Origin of the sequence: Kribbella sp. NPDC051952 (genome assembly GCF_040680855.1) — a bacterium.
Classification (GTDB): domain Bacteria; phylum Actinomycetota; class Actinomycetes; order Propionibacteriales; family Kribbellaceae; genus Kribbella.
The window spans coordinates 66,890-82,832 of record NZ_JBFAXQ010000029.1 but is presented as its reverse complement, the minus strand read 5'-3'; the positions used below and the strand labels follow the sequence as shown (position 1 = coordinate 82,832).

The 15,943-nt window shown below is 64.6% G+C and carries 12 protein-coding genes and 1 pseudogene; 5 read left to right on the top strand and 8 right to left on the bottom strand.

Annotation, left to right across the window (positions count from 1 at the left end):
• The 3 genes and pseudogenes from AB0L70_RS35680 to AB0L70_RS35670 form a co-directional block, all read left to right on the top strand.
• Positions 1-255 (top strand): annotated as a pseudogene (locus AB0L70_RS35680) (hypothetical protein); the annotation flags it as partial.
• 35 nt (positions 256-290) lie between these two features.
• On the top strand, positions 291-938 hold the full coding sequence (locus tag AB0L70_RS35675; RefSeq protein ID WP_363691242.1) for a hypothetical protein: 648 nt from the start codon (positions 291-293) through the stop codon (positions 936-938).
• A 616-nt stretch (positions 939-1,554) separates the two neighbouring features.
• Positions 1,555-1,899, top strand: coding sequence for a VOC family protein (locus AB0L70_RS35670; RefSeq protein ID WP_363691241.1), 345 nt, complete (start codon positions 1,555-1,557; stop codon positions 1,897-1,899).
• Positions 1,900-2,282: 383 nt separating this feature from the next.
• Here the strand turns inward: AB0L70_RS35670 and AB0L70_RS35665 are convergent, their stop codons facing one another.
• The 3 genes from AB0L70_RS35665 to AB0L70_RS35655 all read right to left on the bottom strand — a co-directional run bounded on the left by AB0L70_RS35665 (position 2,283) and on the right by AB0L70_RS35655 (position 6,057).
• Positions 2,283-2,768, bottom strand: coding sequence for a DUF732 domain-containing protein (locus AB0L70_RS35665; protein ID WP_363691240.1), 486 nt, complete (start codon positions 2,766-2,768; stop codon positions 2,283-2,285).
• A gap of 1,579 nt (positions 2,769-4,347) precedes the next feature.
• Complete coding sequence (locus AB0L70_RS35660) at positions 4,348-4,908, bottom strand: hypothetical protein (protein WP_363691239.1); 561 nt, start codon at positions 4,906-4,908, stop codon at positions 4,348-4,350.
• 648 nt (positions 4,909-5,556) lie between these two features.
• Positions 5,557-6,057, bottom strand: a complete 501-nt coding sequence (locus tag AB0L70_RS35655) for a hypothetical protein (RefSeq protein ID WP_363691238.1) — start codon at positions 6,055-6,057, stop codon at positions 5,557-5,559.
• Between the two features lie 439 nt (positions 6,058-6,496).
• On the opposite strand from AB0L70_RS35655, the gene AB0L70_RS35650 reads away from it, so the two are divergent.
• A complete protein-coding gene (locus tag AB0L70_RS35650; protein ID WP_363691237.1) occupies positions 6,497-6,634 on the top strand; it encodes a hypothetical protein in 138 nt (45 codons plus the stop codon).
• Positions 6,635-6,717: 83 nt separating this feature from the next.
• Entirely contained in the window at positions 6,718-7,218 is a 501-nt protein-coding gene (locus AB0L70_RS35645; RefSeq protein WP_363691236.1) for a DUF732 domain-containing protein, read from the top strand.
• Positions 7,219-8,617: 1,399 nt separating this feature from the next.
• Here the strand turns inward: AB0L70_RS35645 and AB0L70_RS35640 are convergent.
• From AB0L70_RS35640 to AB0L70_RS35620, 5 genes are all read right to left on the bottom strand, one after another.
• On the bottom strand, positions 8,618-8,875 hold the full coding sequence (locus AB0L70_RS35640) for a hypothetical protein (RefSeq protein WP_363691235.1): 258 nt from the start codon (positions 8,873-8,875) through the stop codon (positions 8,618-8,620).
• Positions 8,876-9,726: 851 nt separating this feature from the next.
• Positions 9,727-10,992 (bottom strand): S1 family peptidase, encoded by a 1,266-nt coding sequence (locus tag AB0L70_RS35635; RefSeq protein ID WP_363691234.1) that lies wholly within the window; start codon positions 10,990-10,992, stop codon positions 9,727-9,729.
• 806 nt (positions 10,993-11,798) lie between these two features.
• On the bottom strand, positions 11,799-13,418 hold the full coding sequence (locus tag AB0L70_RS35630; protein WP_363691233.1) for a glycoside hydrolase domain-containing protein: 1,620 nt from the start codon (positions 13,416-13,418) through the stop codon (positions 11,799-11,801).
• 24 nt (positions 13,419-13,442) lie between these two features.
• On the bottom strand, positions 13,443-15,017 hold the full coding sequence (locus AB0L70_RS35625; RefSeq protein WP_363691232.1) for a peptidoglycan-binding protein: 1,575 nt from the start codon (positions 15,015-15,017) through the stop codon (positions 13,443-13,445).
• 3 nt (positions 15,018-15,020) lie between these two features.
• On the bottom strand, positions 15,021-15,932 hold the full coding sequence (locus AB0L70_RS35620; RefSeq protein ID WP_363691230.1) for a peptidoglycan-binding protein: 912 nt from the start codon (positions 15,930-15,932) through the stop codon (positions 15,021-15,023).
• Between the last annotated feature and the right edge of the window lie 11 nt (positions 15,933-15,943).

The following is a 15,943-nucleotide window of genomic DNA, read 5'->3' as shown; positions in this document are numbered from 1 at the left end:
TTGAACGACGTCGGATTCACGATCCCCGCGGCGGGAGCGACGTACTGGGTCGGCGAGGCGATGGGCTCGGTGGACTACAACGACGCCGGACCCAAACCCGACACCACCGGCCTCACCACGAAGACCGAGGTCGCGCGCGTTCATGGACCCAGCGCGCGCGACCGCTTCAAATTCACCGAGGCCGCCCTGGATCCAGCCCGCACTATTTCTTCGGCGAAACCGGACGGAGAACGTCCGGAACCAGTCCTAGGGTGAAGTGAACTTTCGATCATCACGAGAAGGATGAGCCCGTGGCTGGTTACGTGGTTGCGCATCTGGACGCTATCGAGGAATTCGACGACGCAGGCTGTCACTACCGGCCGATCCGGCACGAACTCGGCATCTCGGCATTCGGTGTGACTGCTTGGACGGCCCACGCCGCAGGCGACCTGGTCATCAACGAGCACGACGAGGGCGACCCCACCGCAGACCAGGAACTCTTCCTCGTCCTGCGCGGCCATGCGGTGTTCGATATCGACGGCGCCGAGGTCGATGCTCCGGCAGGAACTCTCGTCTCCGCCCCTCCCTGCACCAAGCGAACCGCCTCCGCCAAGCAGGCCGGGACGACTGTCATCGCACTGGAAGGCACACCGGGCAAGGCGTACGACGCACGCGGCTGGGAACTGTGGGCACCGCTCGCCCCGCTCTATCGGGCCGGCGGGTACGCCGAGGTCGCCGACCGTCTCGGCGAGCTTGTCGCGACCAGCCCGCAGTACCCCATGCTGTTCTTCAACCTCGCCTGCTGCGAGAGCCAATGCGGCCGCACCAGTTCCGCACTAGATCACCTCCAGCACGCCATCGACATGTCAGCAGAGTTTCGCACCTCTGCGCAGACCGACTCCGACCTGGACCCGATCCACGACGAACCCGCCTTCCAGCGACTGATCCTCGACGCGTAGCCAGCCCGTCATTGTCTAACCCGACGGACACAGGCCTCACAACCTGAGTGAGGCTCGGTTATTGCCTGACGCAACAAGTAGCGAGGTCGTCCGACAACAAGTGATTGAGCCCTATCCGGGATCGAGGGCGCTCCGAAGTAGGTGTACAAGGCAACAAAACCCTCCCAACACCGTAGGAGCCTTCCATGGATTACCACAGCGGCATCAACATCGTCGTCGGCCTGTTCGTCGAGATCAGCTCACGCTGGAGTGGCCACGGCCACGGCGGCTGGAGCCACAGCCTGCTCGGCCTGTTCAACTGAACCGACGCACCACAAGGAGCTCCCCGCATCAGCGGGGAGCTCCTCGCCGTACTAGATAGTCCGGACCACGGCGGCCCGATAGACACGGCAAGCGAGGCCGCAGCGCACGTCGTCCTACCGTTCTGCAACCTGCGCCTGCGGCAGATCCGTACGGGTCCTTCACTTCGAGACCGCAACGGGAGAACGCGTCCGCGGATGTCGGTGCCGGCGGGCGGCCGTGCTGTGCTGTGCCAACGCGCTGATCTGCGGAGCCGGACCCACACAATGCAATCGCGGGCAGGCAGCCTCGTGCAATTTGCTGGACACTGATCAGCATGAGTCTTTCCCTGATGAACGTCACGGTCGACACTGACGTGCCACCCGGCGCGGTCGCCCGTTGGTGGGCCACCGCGCTCGCCGCGAAACTCGACGGAGACTGGGGCACTGCGGCGCGGGTGAACCTACCGGCCGACGGAGCACCACGTCTGCTGTTCATCCAGGTCCCCGAACCCAAACACGGCAAGAACCGTGTCCATCTCGATCTGCTCGCCGACGACCGCGACACGGAGGTGCAGCGCCTCACGGATCTGGGCGCAACCGTCGTCGCTCACCAGGACGAGTCAGGCGAGTCCTGGACAGTCATGCGAGACCCGTACGGCAACGAGTTCTGCGTCAACTGAACGCCTGCGCAAACGCCCATACGTGCCGCGATTCGTGCAACCAATGGACAGTCACACGATCCGCTGCGCAGCCCGTCCTCGAGAACCCGCCGGTCAGAGGCAGGATCGCGAGCCACCGGCAACTATCGATCAGGTTTGGCTGAATCAGGCCTTAGCAGTGGGTGGAGGACCGCTGGACTCCGACCGTCGACCTTCTCATTACGAGGAGGAATGACATCGCCGCATCGCGAGTGGACCCAGGCCGAAGTGACACCAGACCAGGCTGGTGTCGCATAAGCGGCTACAAGATCGACCTGGACATGATCGCTGCCCTGCTCGAAGCAGGGCGTGTGGCGTACGTCGAGCCGACCGGCGGCCGCTTCGGGACTTCGAAGCGAAATCCGTCAGCTCGCCGGAAGTTTCTCTTTGAACTGCGGGCAGACCTGATAGACGGCCTCCAACTGGACTGCGACTTCACTAGGCCGCTGTGCGTACGTCTCAGCGGTGACCTCCTCCCACGTCTCGCCATCCTCCAGCAAGGTGCACGTTCGCTGAGCCAGGTGCCAGGCGTCATCGGGGCTCATATAGGTGATGCCTGCAGTCCGCAGCTTCTCGGCGAACTCATCGCGCTTCACAGACTCGGGGTCCGTCTGATTCTCGGTGTTCGCGATGCACCCCGTACACGGCCGGGTGGTCTCCGTCTGAGGGCTCTCGGGGGCAAGAGTCACTCCAGCCTTGCTCAGCCCGCTGTCGTCGGACGCGGAGGTTTGATTGCCTCCTCCAGTCAGGCTGATGACCAGGACAATGACTGCGAGGATTGCGAACCCGATGAGCGCGGAGAGGACACGACCCACGATCGTCGCAAACACGATGGTCAGGAACTGCTTCATTGCTGCCTCCTTGATTTGAAGTACGGGCCACCACCGCAACCCGAGCCGGCGTGGAATGGTTGAACCCGTAGCGATCGCAAGACCGACCCGCCATGACCGGCAGCCGATTCACCGATCTGGCACGGCGGCTCCGGTCAAAAGATCCATTTGGTGGACTCAAGGTCGGACTTGGCGATGGTGTCGACAGCTTCCTAGCGCGTTTGGGAGTCCTTCCGGGTGCTGCGGAAGCTGTACACGTCGGCGTCAAAGACGGCGATGCCGGTCGACCGGCCCCACATGCGTCCTCGCTAGTCGCGCCCGTCCATGAAAGTCCGCACTGCACCACGTGCGATCCCCACCACGAAGGAGGATCAGACTCACCACGGCGGACACCCGCGACTACTGCGATGCCGATAGCACCCACAACGCCGTTAGCTTCCTACTGCCCCCGCTCCAGGCCATGCATCAATTTCAGCCATGCCAGTACCCCCCAAACATCCCCCGCGCAGTGCGCAACCCCCATCCCCCTTGCTGCGCACCCGCCCCTGGCTACATCGGCACCAACCACGCAGCGTTACACGATCCAGTCCAGCAGTTCGTCGTCCCCCTGTACTGCCTGGCGGTTCTGGACCGGCACGCTCGTCCGCATGCCACATGCTCCGTTCGACTTCGAGAGCTTTCCGGGCAGAACCCGGACGCGACTTGCGAGCACCGCATTGAAAGTGCAAGGGTCGCCGGACACAGGACTAAGTTTCATTGACAGTTCCTTGACCGCGGCCCCGAAGTCTCCGGAGTGGGAGGCTTAATGGACCGGGGACATCCCCGTCCCGTACCACTGCCCCTGGTTGCGATGAATGGCGGTAGGCCCGCCAGCAGTTCGGCCTGCCGCCAAGGTGGTGGCCGGCGACTACGGGAACCCGGCAACGATCGGTACCGTCCGCGGCATGTTCCGCGTGGCCGCAGCTGTGACTAGAGCCAGGCAAGCAGACGCGGCCTGGCAACAACGGACCGCAACGGTTGCGGCGATCTATCGCGGGCGGCGCGGCACGCCAGTTCCCCGCATGCGGGCAAGTGGCCGGATCATTTCGGCGGCTGACACTGTGGGAGGTACGGCTTCTTCGCGCAGATGGGAGGCTCTTCCGGGTCGACCGTCTCGGTCACCGGCGGGGTCGAGGTCGCGGCCTACTCGATCCCGTGGTCGGTGCGCCTGGCGTAGTCGGACCTCTCGTGTCGGGAAGCGTTTCTGCGGTCGCGGCGCACCGCAGGGCCCGCACCTGTGTCGTCACCTGTTCCGCGTTTGCCTGATCCTCTTCCGGCGACGCCGACTCCTTCAGCAGCCCCTTCCTGACATGCTGACATTTCTCCGATATTCCGTCCCGTTGGGCGTCGTCGCTCATTCCCATCACCCGAAGCTCCTCGACGAAGTCGGGAATCAACCCGACGTTCGCGACGCCCTCGAAGTTGATGTCATACGGATCGCTTCGTCCACTCCAGGACAAGACTTCGCGATCGAAAGACTCGTTGGTCATCGGGGAGGTGAAGGGGTACTTCGATCCACGTAGGCGACGAGCAAAGATGCCACACCAGCGCGCCGTGGTAGCTACGACTTGTAGAGCGTTTGCCTGGCCCGGACTTCGGAGGAAACGCCGCGGAAGTTTGTGCCGCCGTCCGGACGGATGATCTCCGTCATCTCCACGACCTTGCCAGACGGGTCCTGCGCGAACAGCTTGAGCTCCAGGTGCCACTCGACAATCCCCGCAAAGGTCGACACAGGTATGGTGCCGAACTTCCACGTCCGTCCGGCCTCGATCTCAAATGCCTGTACGCCGAGGAACGGCTCTCGGTGGCTACGGATCACCTCGCCGGCGTTCTCACCCATCTCTACGTGGACCGCAGCAGAGTTCGCCTGGTCCAAATCGAGCGCAAGCGCCTCACCGATCAGCCCTCCGCTCTCGGAGTCGAACCGCGCCGCGAAAGTAGCCGGCGTCCTCTTGTCCACTACCGCTCGAAGGCTTGTGATCTGCAGCGACAGTTTCTGCGTATTGGTGATCGCGACCTGCGCTCCGCCGAACTCATCGATACCTCCGGCCCTCCACAAGGTAGCGCTCCTGCAGGCAGACGAATCGTCTGCTGCCGTATCGCAGGCGTTCCACGCTGCCATCACCCCCGGCCAGTCCGCAGGAGCCTCACGAAAAGTACATGTTCCAGTTGCTGTCATTCTGCGTCGCCGAAATCGCGACAGGCGGCACGTTCTCCGGGGGCCACAGAGCGTCGGACACACGAGGTACGACGTATCCGACGACCGCGGCGAGCACCACCAGGGCAACAGAGGCCACCGAGGCCCAGAACTTTCGTCCGTGATGCGGCGCTGTGGATCGAGCGTCAGTTCGGCGCCCAGCAATCTTCCGCACCGGCATCATGCAACTCGCAGGGGCATGAGATCTCCTTCCGCCCGTCCGGCATTAGAGGTGGTCGCGAGGCGTCTGATACATACCAGCCGCCTGCAACGCATCGGTGTTGCGGCGTGCTCGGACCGAGGCTGGCGCGGTTGGCCGCGTACGGCAGGTCACTCATCTGGCTGGCCCCATGGCGAGCTGGCTGCCGTGCTGACAGTCCGCCGCCCAGCCGCGGGCGGTGCCATCGGTAAGCCTCGATCCGAGATTGGACATCGCCAGGATGGCCTGCCTCAGCGGCAGCGCGGGTCCATCGTTCGGCCTCGTCCAGGTCGCCGCGAATCAGCATCATGTATCCCGTCGCCTCGATGTGCCTCCAAGCTGAGATGGGAGCCGTTTGCGGTTCACTCCGTGCCTCATGCGGGCAGCTGATCGCCAATTGTGAACGCTCGATCGTCGTCATAGGCGAGTAGCTCCGCCCGGGCCGCGATTCGGAACCGTTTCAATGGCTCATAGAGATGCTCGTACGCCCGTAGGCCGTCTGGAGCCCCGTTCCAATAGGTGCTGTTAAGAGCGTCAGCTAGTCCTCCGAGCGATTCGCTGAGACGACCGGAGGCGATGAGAGCCAATCGGTTGTGGAGAATCCACAGTCGACGAGTGAGCTCCTCGGAGCGAGGCCCATCGTTGTTGGCGGCGCTCTCGATCTCCTGATAGACCTCCAAGAACGCGACGATCGCCTCGTGGCACCCATCGCGCCGCTCGGCGACCCGGGCGACCCTGTCCTTCCTCTCAGCTTCAAGCTGCGCGATTCGGTCCTTCCTCTCAGCCTCCCGCTGGGAATACCGCTGAGAAACGATGGTCGTCAACGAGCCGATGACCGCACCAAGAAGGGTGCCGAGAACTGAGAGCCATGCCATTGGCGCATTCTGCCGTAAACCCGCTCCAGCGGAACCCGCCCAGTGGCTCGACACCGGAACAGTCCGAGGTCGGGGCCGCCGGGCGCCGCCCGGGAGCGGCAGTCATGAGTGGACGTAACACCCAGCCACCAAACGACGATGACCGAAGCAAGGGGGAACACTATGCGAGCAATTGCAACCGTCGCTGCGGTCGCCGCCGTCTGGCTGCTGACCGGCTGCGGTAACGACCAGCCAAAGCTCCGGTATCAAGTCCAACGTTCACGATCAGCGGAACGATCACCCTGAGCGCGGCCATATCCACCGACACCAGCACGGTCACGCAGATGGGCAACCAGTGCACTCCAGATGCTGGTTACGAGGACATTACGACCGGCGCGCAGGTCACAACGAGGAACGGAACGGCAAATTCGCACCGAAGCCTCAGCTCATCAGTATCGGCGTGAACGACGACGGCGGCCTGTACTGCTTCAACGTCCTGGAAGCTCAGGAGCACGCTCGCAAGGTCGAGCAGGTGCGCGTTCGAGGTCTGCAGGCCCAAGTCGAGATGGACCAGTACCGCGTGACTCACGCGCACTGACTCTTAGCGTCACGGCCAAACCCGAACCGCAACAACCACTTGCCTTACGCCGTGACGCCTCTCATTCCTAGGAGGCAGAACCAATGGATTTTCTCAAGATCGTCGCTGCGACGATCGTCGGTCGTATCCTCGCGTCTCTCATAGGGCTCGTTGTGCTCGGAGGACTCTTGGTCCTCGTGTACTTCTTCAGCGGAGGCAACATGAGCCCTGCAGACGACCCAGCACCGTTGTCCAAGGCCGGTGTCACCGTCGCCCCTGAAAACCCCTCAGAAGGGCTTACAACGGCTCCTGAGACCCCCGAGACGTCAGAGACCTACTCCGTCGACGGCGTCGCACAGCACAACTTCATCAACGCGGTCAAAGAGAGTTCCTGGTCCTGGATTCTGGCCAACGACTCCGACGACAAGATCGCGGAGCTGGGAGCGCTGGCCTGTACCAGGTTGCAGGAGGGTGCGACCTGGGACGAGATCAAGACGGACAAGGCCAAGCACAACGCCTCCGAGGTTGAGGCGATCGACGGTGTGCTGAAGCTCGGTGTGAAGTACTTCTGCCCGCAGTACAAGAAGCTCCTCCCGAGTAGCTAGGCACAACCTGCACCAAATCCCGTACGTGATGGTGAACAAGGGGCTGACGACTGCGACCCGAGTGCGAGTAAGGGTCAGGATTCGTAAACGTCGACTGGCGGAATGGGACGCCAAAGGATTCCTCGCCGGCCGGCGAGGCCGCGATATCGTCGCCCAGCTCCAACGCCGCAATGTCGACGGACACCAGTTCCTTGAGACGTGGTTCGTCGACTGCACCTACTACGCACGCGGTGTGCGGCTCGACCCGTTGCAAAGGACTGTCACCTGGGCCACCGCGGAGCGGCCCGACACTGTGCTGTTCATCGAAAGCACCTCCGACGGCTCGGGAGCAACCAACTTCCCGATCAGCTTCCCATCGACGTCCCGCAGAAGTTCAGCGGTTCCATGGAGACGTACAGCCAAACAACACGTTGCCGATGACGCCAACGGCAGTCAGCCCCTGCCGACATCCCATGAATCGCGTGGGTCTTTCTCCTTGGCCGTGTCCCCCTCCGCCACCGTTAGCGGGTTCCCGGACTGCGCGTTACGGCCGAGCACCAGCCGGCAAGGTAGCTTTGTCTGATGGGCTCGACACCCGACAGCGCACCCGACTCGGACGTAGTACGCCAACTCCTATCTTCGACAACGGACGTTGGCCGCGTGTCGGGACGTAGACCGCTGCTTGATCTTCTTCGCTGGATCAGTCGCGGTCGGCTCGGACACCGCACAGACTGGCCGGTGATTCCCCGACTGCCCAATCCCTGGCAAGACACGATCACTGCCGAACGTGTCGGCTGGCGTCAGCGTGCGGCCAACCTCGCAGATCCCGCGAACCGTGAAGGTGAGTTCGTGTTCGCCGTCGACTATCGGGTGTGTCGCCGATGCAGTCTCGGCTGGGTCGAGCAGCCTTACACCATCCCGCGCTATCAGCGTAGAGGCATAGCCAGCGGCGGCTTGGCCGCTTTGCGTACCGAGCATCCCGGCGTGGCGTGGCACACCCTCGGCGGCCACCTTGGTGACGCACGCGAGTTTTGGTCCGCTGTCGGACTCGGAGTACCGGGCGGATACCGCCAGCGCGAAATGTGTAGCCACGTCCGTCCAAGGGGCTGATTGCCGCCAACGGGGCGCCCCAGCTCCTTCGGTGCGCCGACGATTGTGCGAGGAGGCTGTGGATCACTCCTCGGCCAGCCGCCAGGTGCTGCGAACTGTTGGGGTGTCTGATCGTCAACGCTCCAAAACAACTCGGTCCCTCTGCGCACTCCGCGAAGCCGTCACCTGGGCGAACGATGGCGGCACTGCGCAGGTCCCTCAAGGAGCCGGAAATATCGTGCCGATCAACTGAAGCGGATCGCGAGCTAGGTCCACGTATGCGGAGTTCGCGCCGCCGGCAGCCCGGCGTTTCCGCGTCGCCGCATGCCGCTCAGCCCCGTCCGTACCAGAACGGCTGCCGCACGGGCTCCGAACCGCGTGACAGATACGTATCCAGCACGTTGACCAGCTGCTGTGGGGCGAGCCGCGCGAGAAACCACTTAGCTGCGCAAGCCTCGCTGCAGAACACACGGACGAGCGCGCAGTTGCGCGCCTCCGGCGCCGAGCGGACCAAGCTCCAGCTCTCGGCATCCGCCTCGGCGAGGTCCTGACCGCACACCGTGCAGGCCTCTTCGTTCGGTTCAGCCATGGCAGCACAGTTTAGCGCCGAGGCGCACCGCGAGTTAGAGCTCGGAATCTGTCGAGCCGTGTAGGCCTGGCGCCGGTTCGGACAAGCGCCGAAGAGGTCTCAGGCCGCCTGGCCGACTGACGACGTTCCCGGCCAGCCCTGAGCGGCCGTCCAGATCCAGCCTCTGCACCCCGGCGTTTCGGTTCGGTACGCGAGCGGCCAAAACTTCATCAGCTGATCGCCCCATCCGCTGGGTCGCTAGGCGCTGGTCCTCCCGTTCGGAGACGTAGAAGACCTGGTGATCCCACTCGACCGAGCCACCGACCGCCTTCGTTCAACCACGCGTCCAGCTCGCCAACCCGACGCTGGCATCCGTCCACGGGAACGGGCGGGTCGACACCCCTGACGTCAGCCTGATCTCGCGGCCCGTGAACCGTGTACGGCAGCTCGAGATCCGCTACTAAGGCACTCGCCTCGGCAGCGCTCGCGCAGCGGCCACGATGACCGTTCATCGCGTTGTCCCAGACGATCCAGCTGAATCACGATCGGTCGCGTCTGTCGCGGCGACAGCGCACCGCTGAACCGGCCGTGCTCTCCGGGCGCGCATACGGGAGCGCTGCTGACCAGCCACGGCGCAGCCGCTTCGGCGGTCACGGGCGCTACCCCCGGGAGCCCGCACAACGGGGCCCGACCAGCAACTGAATCGTCAACCGCCGGTGCAGCGAGATGCGCCATCTCCCCCAGCTGCCAGCCGGACTACCGCACGCGTCCGCCCTGACGAACTCACCCCCCAGCGACAAACTCTTTGTGTGGCCGAGGCTGAGCCCGCGTTGGTGCGCGGACTCAGCCTTGTCGGAGTGTCGGTGCAACGATCAGAAGTTGGTCGTTGTGCCTGGGTAGGAGCTCAGGACCTTGTTGAGCGCGGTGAACGAGGTTTGGTCGTAAACGCGATGTGTCCACGCCGAGTTCAACGGGCAGTTGTTCGTCTTGCTTGAAGAAATCATGCCGATAGCGAAGTTGCCGTTGACCACTACACCTCCGCTGTCACCGCCGATCACGCACATGTCTGCGCGCCACAACGGGCCGGCGTACCCGGCCGACTCTCCGTTCGCGTCGAACCACTCGATGAAGGGCTTCAGCTGCCCCACCTCACCACACGACCAGCCCGATCGGGTTCCAGACTTGCAGACGTCCATCCCGGTCGACGGCGCCGCCATCGAGGCCATCGGTCGGTATCCCTCAGCGACGTGTGTGTTGATGCTCGAGTAAGCCCCGGCCGAGGCGGTCAACTGGACCAGCGCGACATCTGGCGCTGGGGCGGAGGCAGGGGCCATCTCCCGGAACCCGTTGCCGATCACGCGGCCGAGGTACGTCGAAGTGCTCGGTGGACCGCTATACGCATAGTCGCCCGTGCCGTAGAAACAGTGCCCGACCGTCAGCATCACCAGGCTGCCCTGCCGCAGACCACTGAAGCCCTGCGTGCAGATCGCATTGCCGTTTACTCCGTCGTACGAGATCTCCATGCCGTTACCGCCGATCTGCGTGGCCGCCGGTACGTCCTTACGCAGCTCAACCGGTGTATACCTCACCTCGACACCCGGCATCCTCGCAATCCGGGCGCCGAAGCTGCGAGCTCTCGACGACGCTGTCAGCGAGACGACGACGGCCTGGTTCGGAAGGTCGAGCGTCGCCTCGCGAAGCTCCATTACCCTCGCCGACTCAGCCGCCACCGCGACGGTGTGCGCGAGCGCGTTCAGGTCGGACTCGCCGCGGACGACGAAACGTGGGACCAGCCCCGCCGCCCGGGCCTGATCTGCGGTGGCTTGCTTGGACACGTTGACGCGCAGCTTGTTGTCCGCCTCGACGAAGTAGGACCCGTCGACGTCGGACGTGCCGGCCCTCAATTTCTCCAGGGCGGCGACGGCACCGGCCTGCGCATCGAGACGCGCAGCTGCTGCCTGAACGGACACGCCGCGGTGCTTGGCCAGCGCCTCCAGCATTCCCTTGTCATATCCAAGCAGCCTGACGCCTTGCCCCGGTTGCGGTAGCTGGTCGACGATCGCGTGCGCGGGTGAGAGCGCCGTGGCGGCGAGCAGCAAGCTCACGATTCCGACTGCGGCAACATGACGTTTTCGCATACAAGTCTCCTCGTTTGGGCGGACGAACGAGTGCAGTGCCGACTGAATAGTCGACCGGACATCTCTCAGAGGCTAGGGGGCTGCCTGCTGACACGCCCACGCAGTTGCAACTACCTGCAAATGCAGCCTTGAAGCTCCGATTCGAGACAGTCGCGCACAAGCGCGAGAATGAGGGCACCCGTTCCGCCGTCCGCTGAACACGACTGCTAATCGTGGGAGCTGCCCGAGCGCGGCTCTCGGCTCAGACCATGATCAGAGAATCCTCGACGCCTGCGCGATGCCGGCGTCAGGTCCGGGAATCCGACTTGCTGCGCTCGATCGATCTCGGCGCCGCAGTGGGCGGAGTCACCGAGCAGACATCTTGGGGCTCGGTTGGAAGCTGGTGACCAGTGGCCCTTGTGGCCAGGCCAGTCCCATGGTTCGGCTCCTGTCAGGTGAGTGGTTCGCCGAACCCTGCCCTGGTAGCGAGGGCAATAACGAACGCTCATGAAGCTTTTGAGAGCGCTCGTCACAACCGAGTATCTGACCGGCTTCCTGTCGTGGCCAGCGCCCCCGCACGACTCGAAACACTGGATGCCAACCACGGGTGGAGTGACGACCGGACGACGTACCGCGCGCCCAGCTGCCGAAACTCCTTTCAATCCTGGCAGGCTACTCGCATCGAGACTTGCGCATGACTGGGCTGCGACCCTCGGCATCAACCTCGTGTGGTCCGGCACGAGCGCCACGGTCACCGAAGCGCCACCCGCCTGGACGCGAACCGTCTGGCTTCAGCAGTTGGCTGAGCGGGTGCTGGTATATGGGACTTAGTTGACTAGATTCAGCCAGGTGGTGGTGTTGGCTACTCCTGTGGCGGGGAGGTTTACGCGGGTCTGGAAGGTCCGGAGGTTGGTGTCGGTGGCGGGGCCGAAGTCGCCGTCGGCTTGGGTCGTGATGCCGTGGGCGGTCAGTTGGCTTTGGAGGGCCTTGACAGCGTCGCCGGTGCTGCCCTGCTGGACGGTGATGATCAACTGCTGCCACGTCGCCGCGTCCACCCGCCCGTCGACGGGCAGGCCGTGGGCGCTCTGGAAGGACTTCACGGCGGCCAGGGTGGCGGGGCCGAAATCCCCATCGACGTCGAGGCCGGCGGTCTGGTGCTCGTTGAGCAGGTATTGGACGGTTCTGACCCGCTCACCCTGGTTGCCGGTGACAACGGTCGGCCAGGACGGTGGAGGCGGCGGGGTGTCGTCGCCCGCAACCTGCACGTCCAGGTAGTCGCCGTCGATGTTGAGCTTGTAACCTCCGTGCGTCTCGTCGACTCCCCCGCTGTACTGGTGCGCCCGCTGATGGTTCGCCCAATGAGTCGGGTCGATGTAGCTGCTGTCAGTACTGTGAGCGTTGTTGTAGCTCGCGAACCAGATCACGTCCGGAGACGTCGATCCGTAGCTGCCGTTGAGATCGCGTACGCCGCTCAGCAGGCTGCTGTAGACACCCGACTTGTAGCCCTTCGCATGGAGCTCGGCCGTCCACGCCGCAAGATAGCTGAGCACATTCGTCTTGTACGTCGCGCTGTACGCCTCCATGTCGTTGTACAACACGCTGCCGGCGGGCATCCCCAACGCACCCGCTCGGAGCACCGCGTCGTCGGCCTCCGCCGTACCTTTGGCCGCCGCGCCGGTGCCGAGTCCGGACGCCTGCGTACCCACATAGATCGGCAGGAAGTGCCAGCCGCGACCGGCTTGCTCGGTCAGCCAGGCCGGCGTCAGGTTCGGCTGGGCCGAGCACGCCCGATGACTGCCGCCGAAGTAGATCCCGATCGCGCGGTACGTCGACGACGCGGTCCACGCAGCCATCAACGCCGACGAGGGCGCGTTGCAGGCGTCGAATCCCAGACCTGTGTAGTTCGTGTCCGTCGCCGCGATCGACGGCGTCGCCGCAACCTTTGGTGCCGGCACTGCCGCAGCACGCGCAGCGCCGTCCAACCGTGCACTCCGGAGTACGCCGGCCAGTTCGTCGAAGCCGGCGCCGTACGATGCGCTGACCACGACACCGGCCGCGGGTACGGCGTACTGCACCTCCTGATCGACCGTCCGGATCAGATCGCCGGGAGCCGCACGCGTGGAGTCCAGCACCTCGAGGTTCGGATGGGCGGCGACCGCACCCGAGTCCAGCGGCTGGATCACGATCGACTCGGTCCGGCCGACAGCGTGCGACGGGCACTGCTGGTCTCGGCCCGGGGTACCTAGGTAGATGACGTGCTGGTCGCTACGCACACAGGTCCTGGGAGTCGCGGCCAGGTCGACAACCCGCCACTGCGTTGGAACGGACAGGCTGTAGCCGCGATAGGTCACTACCCGGGTCGCGGAGGATGCGCTTGCCGGCCCGGTGATCGACCCGAGCACCACTGCGGTGGCCAAGGCTCCGGTCACGACGTGATGCAATCGCATAGCTGATTTCCTTCCGGAAGAACGTCAGAGGAGGAGGGATTTCCAGGTGTCGATGTCGACGGTGCCGGTGACCGGTAAGCCATTGGCGGTCTCGAATGCGCGGACCTGCGTCTCGGTGCCCTGGTCGAACGTTCCGGTGACCGGCGTCGAAAAGCCGCGAGCCGACAACTGGGTCTGCACCGCCTTGATCGCGGCGCCGGTGTCACCTGGCTGCACGACCGGTACGAGCGCCTTCCAGGTCGCCGGATTGACGATGCCGTCAGCAACGATGCCGTGCGCGGACTGGAAACCCTTCACCGCGGCGGTGGTCAGCGATCCGAAGACGCCATCGACCGCAAGTCCCTTGCCGAGCAGCAACTGGACGGTCTTCACCCTGTCGCCGGTGCCGCCCTGTTTGACCGTCGGCCAGCCGAGCAGCCCGACGTCCATCGCATACACGACCCGGTTCCCGGGCACCTCGCTCAGGGACCACAGCGCGTTCGTAGCGGGCCAGTACGAAAGATCCTCCGGATGCGCCTGCAGCGTGTTGAGGAAGCCGGTCGGGCCCTCCGCCCGGGTGAACGTGTACAGCGAGCCGTACGACGCGGAGCTCGTGGTGTAGCTGGTCGAGGCGTAGAACCGCCCGCGCACCGACGCTGAGCCCTGCACGTGCGTGATACCGGTCTCGTACGCCTCGGTCCCCGCCGATCCGAGCTCGAAGGTACTCGCGTCCGCGGGGAACCGAACCACGCGGTGTGTGCCGCTTGCAGAGGTGTTGTACTCGCAGACCACCATGCTGTCCGACGTACCGGTGCGGTCCAGGGAAACGGCTGAGTAGCGCAGTGCCGAGTACCCCGTCGTCGATGCGGTGTAACGGAACGCCTCCGGCAGCACGTACTTGTAGCTGTACGCCTCGTAGCTGCCGTCGGACTGCCGTCCGATCGCCGTCTTCGTCGAATCGACCTTCCACAGGTGGTCGAGATCGAAGACGCGGAAACCGCCCCAGGTGTCGGCGACGTACAGGTAGTGGCCGTACCAGGTGATGCCGCCCGAATGGAGCGAGATCTTCGCGCCGGTGTCGGCATCGACGGTCGTCTCGGCGCGGAAGTCGGGCTGGTGCGCCGAGTTGGTGTACGGCTCGACCAGCAGGACCACGCGGTACTGCGGGGCGCTCGGGTTGGAGTAGTCGACGAATGCGATCCGCGCACCACGCTCGGTTCCACCGCCGTTCCAGTACCAGCTGGCGAGGATCGCCTTCCGGTTTTGGTAACTGCCCGAAGGGTCCGCATCGGCGCTCGTTGTGATGCCCTGTGGATACCAGTCCGAGGTGTGTTCGTCGTCCGTACCGGCGGCTGAGGACCAGCAGAACGACGCTATCCGGCCGGACGCGTGCGACCCGCACAACGGCGCGGACCGGTTGGCGTCGTCGATCACCTGTTGAGCCGTGGCCGTGGGCAACTTCTCGTCCAGGCCGGCGATGGCTGGGTTGTACGCCGTCTTGTGCAGCTGGAAGTTGGCCGCTGTCAGCCCCGATGGTGCGGCAGCGGCTGTGTTCATTGCGTACGTCGGGATCAGGGCCGACGCGATCAGTGCCGCGGTGGCCGCCAAGTGCTTCTTCATCGGCTACCTCGCCACCGGGCTCGCGTAGCCCATGATCGCGGAATACGACCGGCTGACCGTCTTCTGCAGTAGGGCGTCGTCGTTACCCGTGGCCGGGTTGGAGGTGTTACCCGAGATGTAGGTGACCGAGCTGCTCGTCGCGGACACCACGAGCCCGACGTGCCCGTAGCTGAAGACGATCGCGTCACCGGGCTGCGGGCTACCGGTGTGCCAGGTGCCGTAGTTCTGGCCGTAGGTCTTGAAGCTGCTGTAGTACGAGGTGACGTACGTCGTCTTCGCGCCGGCGAGGTTCCACACCCACTTGCCGAAGTCGGCGCACCACGCCTGTGTCTTCCAGCCGTTGGAGCAGTGTGCGCCGGTGCCACTGAGACCGAGTGCGGTTGTGTAGTAGTTGCAGTTGTACCCGCCGATCTCGTGGTTGCGCGCCGGGTTCGCGGTCTCTTGCTGGGCGATCTGGACGATTGCCGCGGCCAGTACGCCGGGTGGCGGCGGGGTGCAGTCCTTGACCCGGGTGATGCCCATCGCGGTCATCGTCGCGGCGTCGGCCTGCCCGGTCTGGGTCAGACTGTGCGCGCCCTGCCACGTCTTCACCGCGGTCTCCGTCGCCGGCCCGAACTCCCCGTCCGGGTCGGCGCCGACAGCCTGCTGCACCTTGGTCACCTGCGCATCGAGCTCGGCGGTCGTCATCGCCCCCACGACCCCGTCGTCATCCAGACACCGATCCGTCTGAAACGCCTTCACCGCGGCCGTCGTCTTCGGCCCAGTAGCACCGTCCACGTCCCCGAACCCCAGATAAGCCATCCCAGCCAGATCGAACTGCACCTGATTGGTGGTCACCGCCTCCGCGGGTTGCACCCCCGAGACGACCAGCCCTAGAACCAATCCACCCACGCCCAGCAAGCCACGAATCCTCACAGCTGTTCCTC